This window comes from Stutzerimonas kirkiae (genome assembly GCF_004327335.1).
Lineage (GTDB): Bacteria > Pseudomonadota > Gammaproteobacteria > Pseudomonadales > Pseudomonadaceae > Stutzerimonas > Stutzerimonas kirkiae.
In genome coordinates, this window is the sequence record NZ_QJUO01000053.1 from 1 (window position 1) to 15,470 (window position 15,470).

12 protein-coding genes are annotated in these 15,470 nt (G+C 66.8%); 11 read left to right on the forward strand and 1 reads right to left on the reverse strand.

Translation table 11 applies throughout. The annotated features are described in order from the left end of the window. Nucleotides 1-211: 211 nt before the first annotated feature. On the reverse strand, nt 212-1,573 hold the full coding sequence (locus tag DNJ95_RS18540) for a tetratricopeptide repeat protein (RefSeq protein WP_131186198.1): 1,362 nt from the start codon (nt 1,571-1,573) through the stop codon (nt 212-214). A 445-nt stretch (nt 1,574-2,018) separates the two neighbouring features. Here DNJ95_RS18540 and DNJ95_RS18545 point away from each other — a divergent pair, with 445 nt between their 5' ends. From DNJ95_RS18545 to gabD, 11 genes are all read left to right on the forward strand, one after another. Next, nucleotides 2,019-3,557 (forward strand): ABC transporter substrate-binding protein, encoded by a 1,539-nt coding sequence (locus DNJ95_RS18545; RefSeq protein WP_131186199.1) that lies wholly within the window; start codon nt 2,019-2,021, stop codon nt 3,555-3,557. After that, on the forward strand, nt 3,554-4,567 hold the full coding sequence (locus DNJ95_RS18550) for an ABC transporter permease (protein WP_131186200.1): 1,014 nt from the start codon (nt 3,554-3,556) through the stop codon (nt 4,565-4,567). Before DNJ95_RS18545 ends, DNJ95_RS18550 begins: the two co-directional genes overlap by 4 nt. Next, nucleotides 4,564-5,397: an ABC transporter permease gene (locus DNJ95_RS18555; RefSeq protein WP_131186201.1), complete on the forward strand. Its 834-nt coding sequence runs from the start codon at nt 4,564-4,566 to the stop codon at nt 5,395-5,397. Before DNJ95_RS18550 ends, DNJ95_RS18555 begins: the two co-directional genes overlap by 4 nt. After that, on the forward strand, nt 5,394-7,019 hold the full coding sequence (locus DNJ95_RS18560) for a dipeptide ABC transporter ATP-binding protein (protein WP_131186202.1): 1,626 nt from the start codon (nt 5,394-5,396) through the stop codon (nt 7,017-7,019). Before DNJ95_RS18555 ends, DNJ95_RS18560 begins: the two co-directional genes overlap by 4 nt. Then, nucleotides 7,016-8,239, forward strand: coding sequence for an LLM class flavin-dependent oxidoreductase (locus DNJ95_RS18565; protein WP_131186203.1), 1,224 nt, complete (start codon nt 7,016-7,018; stop codon nt 8,237-8,239). Before DNJ95_RS18560 ends, DNJ95_RS18565 begins: the two co-directional genes overlap by 4 nt. Continuing rightward, complete coding sequence (locus DNJ95_RS18570; RefSeq protein ID WP_131186204.1) at nt 8,232-9,074, forward strand: alpha/beta fold hydrolase; 843 nt, start codon at nt 8,232-8,234, stop codon at nt 9,072-9,074. Before DNJ95_RS18565 ends, DNJ95_RS18570 begins: the two co-directional genes overlap by 8 nt. Nucleotides 9,075-9,497: 423 nt before the next feature. After that, nucleotides 9,498-10,610, forward strand: a complete 1,113-nt coding sequence (locus DNJ95_RS18575; protein WP_131186205.1) for an ABC transporter ATP-binding protein — start codon at nt 9,498-9,500, stop codon at nt 10,608-10,610. A 27-nt stretch (nt 10,611-10,637) separates the two neighbouring features. Further along, nucleotides 10,638-11,675, forward strand: coding sequence for an ABC transporter substrate-binding protein (locus DNJ95_RS18580; RefSeq protein ID WP_131186206.1), 1,038 nt, complete (start codon nt 10,638-10,640; stop codon nt 11,673-11,675). Nucleotides 11,676-11,805: 130 nt separating this feature from the next. Further along, a complete protein-coding gene (locus DNJ95_RS18585; RefSeq protein WP_131186207.1) occupies nt 11,806-13,053 on the forward strand; it encodes an ABC transporter permease in 1,248 nt (415 codons plus the stop codon). Nucleotides 13,054-13,069: 16 nt separating this feature from the next. Further along, entirely contained in the window at nt 13,070-13,897 is an 828-nt protein-coding gene (locus DNJ95_RS18590; protein WP_131186209.1) for an ABC transporter permease, read from the forward strand. Nucleotides 13,898-13,921: 24 nt separating this feature from the next. Beyond that, nucleotides 13,922-15,379: an NADP-dependent succinate-semialdehyde dehydrogenase gene (gene gabD / locus DNJ95_RS18595; RefSeq protein WP_242672003.1), complete on the forward strand. Its 1,458-nt coding sequence runs from the start codon at nt 13,922-13,924 to the stop codon at nt 15,377-15,379. The last annotated feature ends 91 nt before the right edge of the window (nt 15,380-15,470 follow it).

Below are 15,470 nucleotides of genomic sequence, written 5' to 3' on the forward strand. Positions count from 1 at the left end.
AGATCCGGTGCCTCGGCGAACAGGCGCTTGAAGATGACATCGAGCTTGGGGTCGAGCAGGGGCTGTCCGGGCACGGCGGGCATCCTTGTCGCTGATGGATGCCCGCACTGTATCGAGTCTCGCCAGGGAAGACCGTGAAGCCGTTCATGGATTGAACAAATCCGTAGGGGTGGGAAGAAGCGATTGAGGGGCGGAGGTTGCCGCCAGCGCTCTATCGGTTCAGGAGCCTTCCCTCGGCCTGCTCGGCCAGTCCCGGCAGGCCCAGTTCGCGGTAGACCCGGGCCAGGGCCCGGTTGCTCGGCACGTCGTCGGCGTCGTAGCGGCGGCGCAGTTCCAGTAGCTGCTGGGCGGTGACCCAGTGTCCGGCGCGCAGGTGGGCATCCTGGGCGATCAGTGCGAACAGGTCGCGCTGGGCATGGCTACCGCCGGCCTCGACCAGGCGCGGCAAGGCCTGGTCGAGACGTTGCGCGGCGCGTTCGAAGTCGCCCTGGGTATGGGCGTACAGGCCTTGGGCAGCGGGCAGGGTGACGTCGCGCCAGACCGCCCTGCTGTGTTCGGGGGCGCTCGCCGCACGGCTTTCCAGGGCGGCCAGCAGCGTCTGCGCCTGCGGCCGGCCGGCGCGGGCCAGGCCATAGAGGTACTGCAGGGAGAGAAAGGGTTGCAGGGTGTCCTGCTGGCGCACTTGCAGGTAGTCGGCCAGGGCCTGCCAGCGTGGGCCGAGGTCGGCGCCGGCCAGTTCCAGGCGGGTCAGCAGGGAGGTGGCGCCGATCTGGTCCTGGGAATACTCCGGCAGGATGCCCCAGACATGTTTGTCGTAGATATCCAGCACCTGTTGCAGGTTGCCACGGGCCAGGTGGAACAGCGCCAGGTGCCACCAGTTATGGGTGTACATGAAGGAATTGAGGCCGTCCCAGCCATGCTTGACCGATTCGAGAAAGGCCGTGCCTTCCTCGATGCGCCCCTGGGTCAGCAGCACATGGGCCAGGGCATGCTGCGCCCAGGGCTCGCGGGGCTCCAGCCGCAGCGCGTGGCGGGCGGCGGCCTCGGCTTCGGCGAGCAGGTGGCACTGCTCGTAGGCGAAAGCCAGCATGCCGTGCAACTGGGCGATCTCGCCGGCGTGGGGCAGTGCTGCGAGGGCGACGCGCAGCATGCCCGGCGAGTCGCCCTGGTTGAAGCGCAGGTACTGGCTGATCTTCAGGCTGCACAGGTCGCGGGGGTGGGCCTGCAGTAGCTGGTCCGCCAGTTGCAAGGCCGTGGGGATGTCGTCGTCGAGCCAGGCGTGCAGCAGGTCGAGCAGGCGGCGTTCGCGCCAGGGCGTGTCCGTGTGTAGGTTCTGCCGGGCCCGTTGCAGGTAGTGGCCGGCCAGCGGGATGGCCTCGGGCGACTCGATAAGCATCGCCAGGTAGCCGGCATAGACATTGGCGGGCAGGTCCCGGGGAGCGGCCTCGGCGGCGGCGAGGATGCCTTCGGCGCGGGGCTCGTAGGTGATGAAGCCGCCGATGAAGTCGTCGATGGCGGCGAGCGTGGCGGCATCCCGGGTGGACAGGGGGTTGCCGAGGTAGTCTGCGGGCATGCGGGTGGCTCCGTAGGGGAAGGCGAGTGTCGCGACACGAATCACATCTCGTTAGGGTGCGGCATACATACCTGAACAATCGGCGCCGTTATCCCTGGTACGCACGGCGCACCCGCAAGACGCTTTCCGCGACATTTGATCGTCAACAGACCCAGGGCTTCGCAAAGCCCGTGCCAGCACCGCGCGCCCGTCTGGCGCGGGACTGTGGCCCGGGCGTTGCTGGATTCCGTGCAATCTGCGGCATGGCCTGCTGTTTTCCCAGCAGTTGTCCGGGGCCAGGGCGTCGCAGGTCGCGCGGAGCCTGCCTTGAAGCCGCTGGCATGGCGCTTGCTCCCGTTCTCTCGTCCTTTGATCCGTGACGAGATGAACGATGCCTCACAGCCAATCAGCCAGCCGCCCGCGTAGCGGATTACGTTCCACCCTTGGTGTACTGGCAAGCGCACTTATGCTGGCCTGGCTGCCCGCTGCGTCTGCCGAGCCGGTGCGCGGCGGCACGCTGGGCCTGGTCGTCCAGCCGGAGCCGCCGGCGCTGGTGCACGCGCTGGTGTCCCATGTCTCGACCCAATACGTCAGCGGCAAGGTGCTGCAAAGCCTGCTGCGGTTCGACAATGCGCTTGAGCCCGTACCGGTGCTGGCTCGCCGCTGGACGCTCGGCGATGACCGCCTGACCTGGGTCTTCGACCTGCAGGAGGGTGTGAAGTGGCATGACGGCCAGCCCTTCGGCGCCGATGACGTGGTGTTCACCCTGCGTGATTTCTACCCGGCGGTGGACCCGCGCCAGCGCTCGTTGAACGATGAGTTCTTCGCCAGCATCGAGGCCAGCGGACCGTTGCAGGTCACCCTGCGGCTGAAGAAACCCTTCTCGCCGCTGCTGGCCTCCCTCGGCAGCGGCCTGCGCCCGATCGTCGCCAGGCACCTCTACGAGAGCAAGGGCGACTACCGCGCCAACCCGGTCAACCAGCAGCCGATCGGCACCGGGCCCTTCATCTTCAAGGAGTGGAAGCGTGGCGCCTACATACGCCTGGGGCGCAACCCCGACTACTGGAAGGCCGGCCTGCCGTACCTGGATGCCGTGGTTTTCCATGTGATCCCCGATGCCGCCTCGCGGGCGGTGGCGTTCGAGCGTGGCGACGTTCAGGTATTGCGCAGCGGCGATGCCGATTACGCCGATCTTGCCCGCCTGGCCGCCCTGCCCGGCGTGGTGCGCCGCGAAAAGGGCTGGGAGCTGTTCCACGGCCAGGCCTTCCTGCAACTCAACACGCGCAAGCCGGGGCTGGACGATGCCAGGGTCCGCGAGGCGATCCTGCTGTCGCTGGACCGCCAGTTCATCGTCGACAATATCTTCTTCGGCACCGGCAGCCCGGCGCACGGCGTGTTCGCCCCCGGTAGCCCCGAGCATGATCCGCAACTGCCACGGCACGACTACAACCCGGACAGGGCCCGGCAACTGATCGCGGAGTCCGGCGTGGATACCGGCAAGCTGCGCCTGCGCCTGCTCAACGGTGAGAAGGGTGGCGCCTGGGAGCGCCTGGCCGAGTACACCCGCCAGGCCTTGCAGCCGCTCGGTATCAAGGTGCAGGTGGTGACTTCCGACTCCGCCACCTGGTACCAGCGCGTCAGCGACTGGGAGTTCGACCTGACCTATAACTTCATCTTCCAGGTGGGCGACCCCTACCTGTCCACCTCCTACCTGTATCGCAGCGACAATATTCTCAAGGGTTCGCCATTCAACAATGTGGTGGGCTACGTCAATCCCGAGGCCGACGGCCTCTGGCAGGAGGCGGTGAACGCCGTGGACGAGGCGGGCCGCGTGGCGGCCTATCGTCGCCTGGAGGGCGTGCTCAATCACGAACTGCCGATCCTGCCGATCTTCGACATGGCCTTCCCGACCCTTCACCAGCCGCAGGTGCAGAACCTGCTGCGCAGCGCCACCAGCCTCAATGACAGTCTCGAGGACGTGTTCCTGGAGGAGGCCGCTCGATGAGTGCGGGCGCCGTCCTGGCCCAGGGGCTGGGCTTCTTCGCCCTGCGCCTGGGGCGGGTGCTGCTGGTGGTGCTCGCAGTGCTGGTCGGCACCTTCCTGCTGCTGCGCCTGGCGCCTGGCGACCCGGCGCTGAGCATGGCCAGCGCGGCCGGCCTGGACGACCCGGCCTACGTCGAGCAACTGCGCCGCGACATGGGCCTGGACCGCCCGCTGGGCGTGCAACTGGTCGACTACCTCGGCGGCCTGGCGCAAGGCGACCTGGGCTACTCGCAGCGTAACCAGGCGCCGGTCTGGCCACTGATCGCCGAGCGCCTGCCGGCGACCCTGTTGCTGCTGCTGGCGGCACTGCTGCTGTCCAGCGTCGCGGGTATCGCCCTCGGTGTACTGGCGGCCTGGAGCCGCCAGCATGGCGGCTGGCTGGACCGGCTGATCAGCCTGGGCGTGCTGCTGTTGTTCGCCACGCCGACCTTCTGGCTGGCGTTGCTGCTGGTGATGCTGTTTTCCGTGGCGCTCGGCTGGCTGCCGGCGTTCGGCATGGAAACCGTCGGCGCTGGCCTCAGTGGCTGGCCCTACCTGCTGGATGTGGGCAGGCACCTGCTGTTGCCCGCGCTATCGCTGAGCTTCGTGTTTCTCGCGGTGTACGTGCAACTGGCCCGGGCGGCCATGTTCGAAGCCTTTTCCCAAGAGTTCGTCCGCAGTGCCCGCGCCAAGGGCGCCAGCGAGGCCCGCGTGCTGCTGCGACATGTGCTGCGTAACGCCCTGTTGCCAGTGACAACCTATGTCGGCCTGCAACTGGGGCAACTGGCCAGCGCCAGCCTGCTGGTGGAGGTGGTGTACGCCTGGCCCGGTATCGGGCGCCTGCTCTACGAGTCGCTGGAGGCCCGCGACTACCCGCTGCTGCTCGGCGTATTCCTGGTGATCTCGTTGCTGGTGCTGCTGGGCAACCTGCTTGGCGAACTGCTCTGCTACTTGCTCGATCCGCGTCTGGCGGTTGTAGGAGAGCGCGCATGAGCGTAGCGATACGCTTTGCCCGACAACCGGCCGCCATGGCCAGCCTGCTGTTCCTGCTGGCATTGGGCGTGCTGGCGCTGCTGGCGCCCTGGTTGTATCCGCAGACACCCTGGGCGATGGTGGCGCCGCCGCTGCAACCGCCGCTGGCGTCCCGGCAATGGCCGCTGGGCACCGACCTGCTTGGGCGCGATCCGCTGGCCGGGCTGCTGTTCGGTGCCCGTGTATCCCTCGGTATCGGCCTGCTGACGCTATTTTCGACCTTGTCGCTGGGCGTGCTGGCCGGAGCGCTCGCCGGTTATTTCGGCGGTTGGCTGGACAGCGTGCTGATGCGCCTGAGCGATATTTTCCAGGTCATCCCAGGGCTGTTCCTGGCGGTCATCCTGGTGGCGATCCTCGAGCCTTCGACCTTTTCCCTGGTACTGGCGCTGACCCTGGCGGCCTGGCCGCCGGTGGCGCGTATCGTGCGCAGCGAATTCCTCGCCTTGCGCCAGCGCGAGTTCGTGCTGGCGGCGCGCACGGCCGGGCTCGGTCCCTGGCATATCGCTTTCGTCGAGATCCTGCCCAATGCGCTGCCCGCGGTGCTGGCGTTGGCCGGGCTGGTGATGGCGACGGCGATTCTCGGTGAGTCGGCGCTGTCCTTCCTCGGCCTGGGTGACCCCGAGGCGATGAGCTGGGGCACGATGATCGACGGTGCGCGCAACCTGGCGCGCCAAGCCTGGTGGCTGAGCCTCTGGCCGGGGCTGGCGATCCTGTTCACCGTGCTGGCCGTGCATCAGGTCGGCGAAGGCTTGCGGGTGGCCTGCAACGTGCGCGAGCGGGGTGTGGCGTGAACGAGAGCCTTCTGAGCATACGCGGCCTGTCCGTGCGCCTGCCGGCATCGGCGGAACGCGAGCATGCCTTGCATGACGTGGATGTGCAGCTCGGGCGTGGCGAACTGCTGTGTGTGGTCGGCGAATCGGGTTCGGGTAAATCGACCCTGGGAGCGGCCATCCTCGGCCTGCTGCCGGCGGGGGTGACGGTGGCGGCGGGCAGCGTCCAATTGGACGGGCGCGACCTGCTGCGCCTGGGATCGCGAGGGATGCGTGACATACGCGGGCGCGAAATCGCCCTGGTGGCGCAGGACCCGCTGGCCGCACTGAATCCGCTGCAACCTGTCGGCGCGCAGATCGACGAAGGCCTGCGCCTGCATACCGCCCTGCGCCGGTCCGAGCGGCTGGCGCGGGTACTGGAGCTGTTGAATTATGTCGGCCTGCCGCGGGTGGAGCGGTTGCGCCGGGCCTATCCCTTCCAGTTGTCCGGCGGGCAGCGGCAGCGGGTGGCCATCGCCATGGCCCTGGCCTGCGAGCCGCGTCTGTTGATCGCCGATGAGGCGACCTCGGCGCTGGATGCCGCGACCCGCGTGCAGATCCTCGACCTGCTGCAACGTATTCGCCGCGACAAGGGCATGGCGGTGTTGCTGATTACCCATGACTTCTCGGTGGTCCGGGCGGTGGCGGAGCGGGTGCTGGTGATGCGCGATGGCATGGTGGTCGAGCAGGGCGAGTGCCAGCAGGTACTGGAGAATCCCCGGGCCGACTACACCCGCAGCCTGCTGGCGGCGACCCGCCTGCAACCGCGCAGCGCCCGCCAACCGGCCGTTGCCGAACCCGTATTGGTGGCCCATGACCTGCACAAGCGCCATTGGCAGCGCCACGGCCTGCGGCGGCAGGCGGTGACCGCTCTGGACGGAGTAGACCTGCAACTGCGGCCGGGCGAAACACTGGGGATCGTTGGCGAGTCCGGTTCGGGAAAGTCCACCCTGGCCAGGGCCCTGCTGCGGCTGCTGCCGCTGGACCGGGGCAGCATCCGCCTCGACGGGCGCGAACTGCTCAGCCTCGGTGGGCGCAGCCTGCGTGCGCTGCGCCCGCAGATCCAGATGGTCTTCCAGGACCCTTCGGCTTCGTTCAATCCGCGCCGGCGCATCGGCGATACGCTGCTCGCCGGGCCGCTGGCGCAAGGCGTCGAGCGCGCCGTGGCCGAGCGCGAGGCACGGCAATACCTGCAGTGGGTCGGCCTGCCGGCCAGTGCCTTCGAGGCCTACCCGCACGCCTTTTCCGGCGGCCAGCGGCAGCGCCTGGCCATCGCCCGGGCGCTGCTGATGAAGCCTCGGGTGCTGGTGGCCGACGAGTGCGTATCGGCGCTGGATGCACTGGTCCAGGCGCAGATCCTCGAACTGCTCGAACGCCTGCAGGCGAAGCTTGGCCTGGCGCTGATCTTCATCACCCATGACCTGGGCGTCGCCGTGCGGCTGTGCGACCGCGTACTGGTCATGCACCAGGGCCAGGTGGTGGAAAACGCCGCCACCGGCGAGTTGCTCGCCAGCCCGCGACACCCCCAGACCCGCATGCTGCTGGCCGCCCATGCCGGCCCGGCGGCGTTTGCCGCAACCGCTGCCGTGACCGAGACGACATGACTGCCAGAACCCATGAAACGCTGCATCTCAACGCTTTCCTGATGGCCACCGGGCACCATGTGGCGGGCTGGCGCCACCCGGATGCCAGCGCCGATGGCGGACTCGATATCGAGCACTACCGGCGGCTGGCGCGCACGGCGGAGCAGGGCTGCTTTGATGCGATCTTCCTCTCCGATACCCTGGCCATGCTGCCCGGTGAGCCGCAAGCGCTGAGCCGCATGGCGCGCACCGAGCACTTCGAGCCGCTGACGCTGCTCGCCGCGCTGGCCGCCACGACCCGGCATATCGGCCTGATCGCCACCGTCACCACCTCCTACAACGACGTGCGCAGTGTGGCGGCCAGCTTCAGCAGCCTGCAGGCCATCAGCGGCAATCGTTGCGGCTGGAACCTGGTGACCTCCAGCAATGCCCGCGAGGCTGCCAATTTCGGCCGCGAACAGCACTTCGCCCATGCCGAGCGCTATGGCCTGGCCGAACGTTTCCGGGCGCAGGTACAGGCGCACTGGGCCGAGCAGGGCGGTGCGCCGGTACAGGTGCTGGCGGGCGATTCCGAGGCCGGGCGTGATTTCGCCGCCCGGTACGCCGAGGTGCTGTTCACCGCCCGGCCCAGTTTCGAAAGTGCTCGCAGTTTCTATCTCGATGTGAAGGGGCGCATGGCGGCGCACGGACGCACGCCGGGGCAGTTGAAGATCATGCCGGGCATCCTGCCGATCATCGGCGACACGGCGAGCGAGGCGCAGGAACGCCACGAACAACTGCAGGCGTTGATCCAGCCCGAGGTCGGCCTGTCGCTGCTGTCCGACGTGGCCGGCGGCACCGACCTTTCCCGCTATCCCCTGGACGGGCCGTTGCCCGAACTGCCGCTCACCGAGTCGGGGCGCAGCCGCCAGCAGTTGCTGGTGGAGATGGCGCACGCCGAGCGGCTGAGCATCCGCCAGCTCTACCTGCGTATCGCCAGGGCGCGCGGGCACCTGGCGGTGGTTGGCACCGCCACGCAGATCGCCGACCAGATGGAACACTGGTTCCGCCAGTACGGCGCCGATGGCTTCAACGTCATGCCGGCCTGGCTGCCCGGCGGGCTCGACGATTTCGTGCAACGGGTTATCCCCGAATTGCAGCGCCGTGGTCTGTTCCGCAGCCATTACACCGGTCAGTCCCTGCGCGAGCGCTTTGGCCTGGCCGGCCCTGAAAACGTGAACGAGGAACTTGTCCATGGCTGAAACCGATCCTCACCCCATCGTCCATGGTCCGCGCCTGGAAGTCCGCCCGGGGCGCCTGCTCAGCCTGGCGCACCGCCCGGGCAGCGACCCGCGGGGTTACACCCTGTTCTTCGCCCATGGCGGTGGCGGCAACCAGGACCAGTGGCGCGAGCTGTGGCGCGACCCACGCCTGTCCGGGCACAACCTGGTGGCCTGGGACCTGCTGGGTCATGGCACCAGCGACCGGCCACGCCAGGCGGCGGCCTATGCCTGGGACGAACTGGTGGCGGACCAGTTGGCGATCCTTCGGCGCTTTGCCGGCGAGCGCAACGTGCTGGTGGCGCATTCCTTCGGTACCGCGCTGACCCTCAGCGCGCTGCAACGCCTGCCGACGGAGCCGGCACGGCCAGCCATCGACGGCGTGCTGCTGCTGGGCACCCAGTTGCAGGTGCCGCTGCGCAGCGACCTGCTGCGCCTGCCGGCCTGGGTGCTGGAACTGATCCGGCCGCTGCTGGCCAAGGGCTTCCGCCAGGCGGCCTGGCACCCTGCCAGCGATCCGGAACTGGTGGCCTACGAGGATGCCCTGACCCGGCGCAATGCCCTGCATGTGTTCAAGGCGTTGCTCAACCAGGGCCGCTGGATACCCGAAGACATCGGGCCGCTCGGCGCTCGGGTGCGGGTGCTGGCCGGCGAGGCCGACCGCGTCACCCCGGCGGAGGGCGCCTGGGCACTGGCGGAGCGCTTGCAGGGCGAGCACTTCGAGGTGCTATCGGGGGCTGGCCACCAGCTTATGCTGGAGCGCCCGGATGCAGTGCTGGAGCATCTGCTGGCGCTGTTGTCCGAGCGTTCGGGCTGAAACCGCAGTGCCTTGTGCTTGTGAAGCACACCGGAGGCTGGGACGTTGAACGCAGACGCGTTGCTTTCGGGCAGAGAGCGGACTTTTCCCTCCCGCCACGAGCCTTCCCACGCTGTTTCCGGCTCTTTGGGGCATCTCTTTCGTCATTCCCGCGCAGGCGTGGGGAATCCATACGATAGCCCTGACACCGCGCACCTGGTGGCCCCGCCTGCACGGGGACGATGGGGCTTCCATGAGGCGCGTACGCGGCGGGCATCCCCCGTGGGACCTGTGCGACAGCCACATTTGGACTTTGGTCTGTAGTCCTCGCCCTACAGCAACCTTTCCCGCAGCCTTATGACAATCTCTCCTGCCGTCCGATTTTTTCGTTCTGTCGTCCTGTTTAGGCTGTTTCCATCCAGACAGATAACGAAAGGGTGTGGCATGGCCGAGATTCACGATAGCGCAGTGCTGGTCAGCTTCCGCAGTGTGCAGAAGACCTACGATGGCGAATCGCTGATCGTCAAGGACCTCAACCTGGACATCCGCAAGGGCGAGTTCCTGACGCTGCTCGGGCCTTCCGGTTCGGGCAAGACCACCAGCCTGATGATGCTGGCAGGCTTCGAGACGCCAACCTCCGGGGTGATCGAGCTGGGTGGGCGCTCCCTCAACAACGTGCCGCCGCACAAGCGCGATATCGGCATGGTGTTCCAGAACTATGCGCTGTTCCCGCACATGACGGTGGCCGAGAACCTGGCCTTCCCGCTGTCGGTGCGTGGCATCAACCGCACCGACAGCAGCGAGCGGGTCAAGCGCGCACTGTCGATGGTGCAACTGGATTCCTTCGCTTCGCGCTACCCCGGCCAGCTCTCCGGTGGCCAGCAGCAGCGGGTGGCGCTGGCCCGCGCGCTGGTGTTCGAGCCGCAACTGGTACTGATGGACGAGCCGCTGGGCGCGCTGGACAAACAGTTGCGCGAACACATGCAGATGGAGATCAAGCATATCCATGAGCGCCTGGGCGTGACCGTGGTCTACGTCACCCACGACCAGGGCGAGGCGCTGACCATGTCCGACCGCGTGGCGGTGTTCCACCAGGGCGAGATCCAGCAGATCGCATCGCCACGTGAATTGTACGAGTTTCCGAGCAATACCTTCGTCGCCAACTTCATCGGCGAGAACAACCGCCTCGATGGCCGCCTGCTCAGTTGTGACGGCGACCGTTGCGTGGTCAGCCTGGCGCGTGGCGAGAAGGTCGAGGCGCTGGCGGTCAGGGTCGGCAATCCGGGCGATCCGGTGACCCTTTCGGTGCGCCCGGAACGCATCCGTCTGAACGGCGCCAGCGAGTCGTGCGGCAACCGTTTCTCCGGCCGCGTGGAAGAGTTCATCTACCTGGGCGATCACGTCCGGGTGCGCCTGGAGGTCTGTGGCGCCAAGGATTTCTTCGTCAAACAGCCGATCGCCGAGCTCGACCCGAGCCTGGCGGTGGGCGATGTCATTCCGCTGGGCTGGCATGTCGAACATGTCCGCGCGCTCGATCCCCAGCCAAACAGCCTCTGATATTCAAGCCAACTGGAGCAGATGATGATGACCAAGAACAAATACAGGATAGGTGCGTTCGCCCTGACCCTGGCCGCAGCCGTGTCGGCGCAGGCCGCCGACCTGACCGTGGTGTCCTTCGGTGGCGCCAACAAGGCCGCACAGGTCAAGGCGTTCTACCAGCCCTGGGAGAAGGCCGGCAACGGCAAGATCATCGCGGGTGAGTTCAATGGCGAGATGGCGCGGGTCAAGGCCATGGTCGACACCAACAGTGTTTCCTGGAACCTGGTGGAGCTGGAGTCGCCGGAGCTGGCGCGTGGCTGCGACGAGGGGCTGTTCGAGGAACTCGACGAGGAACTGGCCGGTGCCAGCGAGGATTTCGTCGAGGGTGCGATCTCCCCGTGCGGGGTCGGCTTCTTCGTCTGGTCGACGGTACTGGCCTACAACGCCGACAAGTTGAAGACGGCGCCGACCAGTTGGGCGGATTTCTGGGATGTGCAGAAGTTTCCCGGCAAGCGCGGCCTGCGCAAGGGCGCCAAGTACACCCTGGAGTTCGCGCTGATGGCCGATGGCGTGGCGCCCAAGGATGTCTACGAAGTGCTGTCCAAGCGTGCCGGCCAGGATCGCGCCTTCGCCAAGCTGGACCAGATCAAGTCGCATATCCAGTGGTGGGAAGCCGGCGCCCAGCCGCCGCAGTTCCTGGCCTCGGGCGACGTGGTGATGAGCTCCGCGTATAACGGCCGGATCGCCGCCGTACAGCAGGAGAGCAACCTGCAGATCGTCTGGAATGGCGGTATCTACGATTTCGACGCCTGGGCCATTCCGCGTGGCGCCAAGGCGCAGGAAGCCGCCAGGGAATTCATCCGTTTCAGCGTGCAGCCCGAGCAGCAGAAGGTTTACTCGCAGAATATCGCCTACGGTCCGGCCAACAAAAAGGCGCTGGAACTGCTCGATCCGCAGTTGCTGGAGCAGATGCCTACCGCGCCGCAGAACATCGTCAACCAGGTCGCGATGGATGTGGTGTTCTGGGCCGACTACGGCGAGCAACTGGAGCAGCGCTTCAACGCCTGGGCCGCGCGCAACTGAGTCGATGCCGTAGGAGCGGGCTTGCCCGCGAAGCCCTTGGGGCACAGGCCCCATTCGCGGGCAAGCCCGCTCCTACGGTCAAGCCTCTGGCCATGTCGCCGGGGCGTTTCCATCTTTTCCGGAGTTAACTATGGACGCAGCCATGCCCCTGGCAGAGGGTGCCAGCCCTTCACTGAAAAAACGCCTGGCGCGTGCCGAACGTGTCAATCGCCTGAAGTCGCAACTGCTGATCCTGCCGTTGCTGGCCTTCGTGTTGCTGGTCTTCCTGGTGCCGATGATCGCCTTGCTCGAGCGCAGCGTGGACAACCCCGAGGTGGTCGGCTCGATGCCGCGCACCGTGGTCGCCATCGAAGACTGGAGCGGCAAGGGCCTGCCCGAAGAGCCGGCCTACCAGGCATTGGCCCTGGACCTGGCCGAGGCGCGGCGCCAGCAGACCCTGGGCGATCTTTCCAAGCGCATGAACATGGAACTGGCCGGCTATCGCAGCCTGATGGCCAAGACCGCACGGGCGCTGCCCTTCAAGGAAACCCCGGAGTCCTACAAGGATGCCCTGGAAGCGCTGGACGAACGCTGGGGCGACCCCGCCTACTGGCAGGTGATCCGCCGCAATGCCAGCAGCGTCACGCCCTATTACCTGCTGGCGGCCCTCGATCACCGTATCGACGAACTGGGCGAACTGACCCGCGCCACGCCGGACCAGGCGATCTACCTGGATATCTTCGCCCGTACCTTCTGGATGGGGCTGGCGATCACCGCCATCTGCCTGGTGCTGGCCTATCCGCTGGCCTACCTGCTGGCCAACCTGCCGACGCGGCAGAGCAACCTGCTGATGATCCTGGTGCTGCTGCCGTTCTGGACCTCGATCCTGGTGCGGGTGGCGGCCTGGATCGTGCTGCTGCAGTCGGGCGGGCTGATCAACGGCGCATTGCAGGCGCTGGGTATCATCGACGAGCCGCTGCAACTGGTGTTCAACCGTACCGGGGTCTATATCTCGATGGTGCATATCATGCTGCCGTTCATGATCCTGCCGATCTACAGCGTGATGAAGAACATTTCGCCGACCTATATGCGCGCGGCGATTTCCCTCGGCTGCCATCCGTTCGTCAGCTTCTGGCGTGTGTACTTCCCGCAGACCCTGGCCGGGGTCAGTGCCGGCTGCCTGCTGGTGTTCATCCTGTCCATCGGCTACTACATCACGCCGGCGCTGCTGGGCAGCCCGGGCGACCAGATGGTCAGCTACTTCGTGGCCTTCTACACCAACACATCCATCAACTGGGGCATGGCGACGGCGCTCGGCGGCCTGCTGCTGCTGGCCACCCTGGTGCTGTACGTCATCTATAGCTGGCTGGTGGGCGCGAACCGCCTGCGCCTGGGTTGAGAGGTCCAACATGAGCATGATCAATCCCTGCATGTCCCTGCCGGAGCGCATCTGGTACTACGCACTGCGCGTCATCTGCGCCCTGGTGCTGCTGTTCCTGATCCTGCCGGTGCTGGTGATAGTGCCGCTGTCGTTCAACGCCGGCACCTTCCTGGTCTATCCGATCGAGTCCTTCTCGCTGCGCTGGTACGAGGACTTCTTCACCTCGGCGAGCTGGATGCGCGCGCTGAAGAACAGCCTGATCGTGGCGCCCGCCGCGACCCTGCTGGCGATGGTGCTGGGCACTCTGGCGGCCATTGGCCTGACCCGTGGCGAGTTCCGTGGCAAGGCGCTGGTGATGAGCATCCTGATCTCGCCGATGGTGGTACCGGTGGTGATCGTCGGTGTCGCCAGCTACCTGTTCTTCGCGCCGCTGGGCATGGGCAACAGCTATATCTCGCTGATCCTGGTGCATGCGGTGCTCGGTGTGCCCTTCGTGGTCATCACCGTGTCGGCCACGCTGCAGGGCTTCAACCACAACCTGGTGCGCGCCGCCGCCAGCCTCGGTGCCTCGCCGTTCACCGCCTTCCGCCGGGTGACGCTGCCGCTGATCGCGCCGGGGGTGGTGTCGGGGGCGCTGTTCGCCTTCGCCACTTCCTTCGACGAGGTGGTGGCGACGCTGTTCCTCGCCGGCCCCGAGCAGGTCACCTTGCCGCGGCAGATGTTCAGCGGTATCCGCGAGAACCTCAGCCCGACCATCGCGGCGGCGGCGACCCTGCTGATCGGTTTTTCCATCCTGCTGCTGCTCACCCTGGAGTGGCTGCGCGGCCGTAGCGAACGCCTGCGCACCCAGCAGCCCGACTGATTTCAAGGAACCCCATCGATGACCCTGCTCCTGCAAGACCCTAGCCTGCTGCGCCAGCAGGCCTATGTGAACGGCCTCTGGTGCGATGCCGACGGCGGCGAACGTACCGAAATCCGCAACCCGGCCGATGGCCGAACGATTGGCCAGGTGCCCAATATGGGCCGCGGCGAAACCCGCCGCGCCATCGACGCGGCCAGGGCCGCGCAGCCGGCCTGGCGCGCGCTGGCGGCCAAGGAGCGTTCGGCGCGACTGCGCCGCTGGTATGAACTGGTGCTGGCCAACCAGGAGGACCTGGCCCGCATCATGACCGCCGAGCAGGGCAAGCCGCTGGCCGAGGCCAGGGGTGAGATCGCCTATGCGGCGTCCTTTATCGAATGGTTCGCCGAAGAGGCCAAGCGTGCCTATGGCGATACCATTCCCGGCCACCAGGCGGACAAGCGGCTGATCGTGCAGAAGGAACCGATCGGTGTCACCGCCGCCATCACGCCGTGGAACTTTCCCGCCGCGATGATCACCCGCAAGGCCGGCCCGGCGCTGGCCGCCGGTTGCGCCATGGTGCTCAAGCCGGCACCGCAGACGCCGTTCTCCGCACTGGCACTGGCCGAACTGGCCGAGCGCGCTGGTATTCCCTCCGGGCTGTTCAGTGTGATCACCGCCGATGTGGAGCGCTCCCGCGAGGTCGGCGGCGAGCTGTGCGAGAACCCCATCGTGCGCAAACTGTCGTTCACCGGCTCGACCGGCGTCGGTATCCGACTGATGGAGCAGTGTGCGCCGACCCTGAAGAAGCTCTCGCTGGAGCTGGGCGGCAACGCGCCGTTCATCGTCTTCGAGGATGCCGACCTGGACGCGGCGGTCGAGGGGGCGATGGTGTCCAAGTTCCGCAATGCCGGGCAGACTTGTGTCTGCGCCAACCGCCTGTATGTACATGAGCGAGTCTACGATGCCTTCGCCGAAAAGCTGGCTGCCGCGGTGGCGAAGCTGCGGGTCGGCCCTGGCAGCGAGGCGGGCGTGAGCACCGGGCCGTTGATCGATGGGAGGGCGCTGGACAAGGTGCGCGAGCACCTGGACGATGCCCTGGGCAAGGGCGCCAGGGTCATCCAGGGCGGCCAGGCGCATGCCCTGGGCGGCAACTTCTTCGAGCCGACGGTGATCACCGGCGTCACTGCCGATATGCGGGTGGCGCGTGAAGAAACCTTCGGCCCGCTGGCGCCGCTGTTCCGCTTCCGCGACGAGGCCGAAGTGATTGCCCAGGCCAACGATACCGAGTTCGGACTGGCCGCCTATTTTTACTCGCGTGACCTGAGCCGCGTGTTCCGTGTCGCCGAGGCGCTGGAATACGGTATGGTCGGCATTAACACCGGGCTGATTTCCAACGAAGTGGCGCCATTCGGCGGTATGAAATCTTCCGGCCTGGGCCGCGAAGGTTCAAAATACGGGCTGGATGAGTACCTGGAAATCAAATACCTGTGCCTGGGTATTTGAGCCGGGCGGTCATGCCATGCGTGGAAACGAATCGAAAAGAGCGCTGGAGGCTGGACGAGAAGCGGCAAGGTAGTCGCGCTTCTCGTCCGGC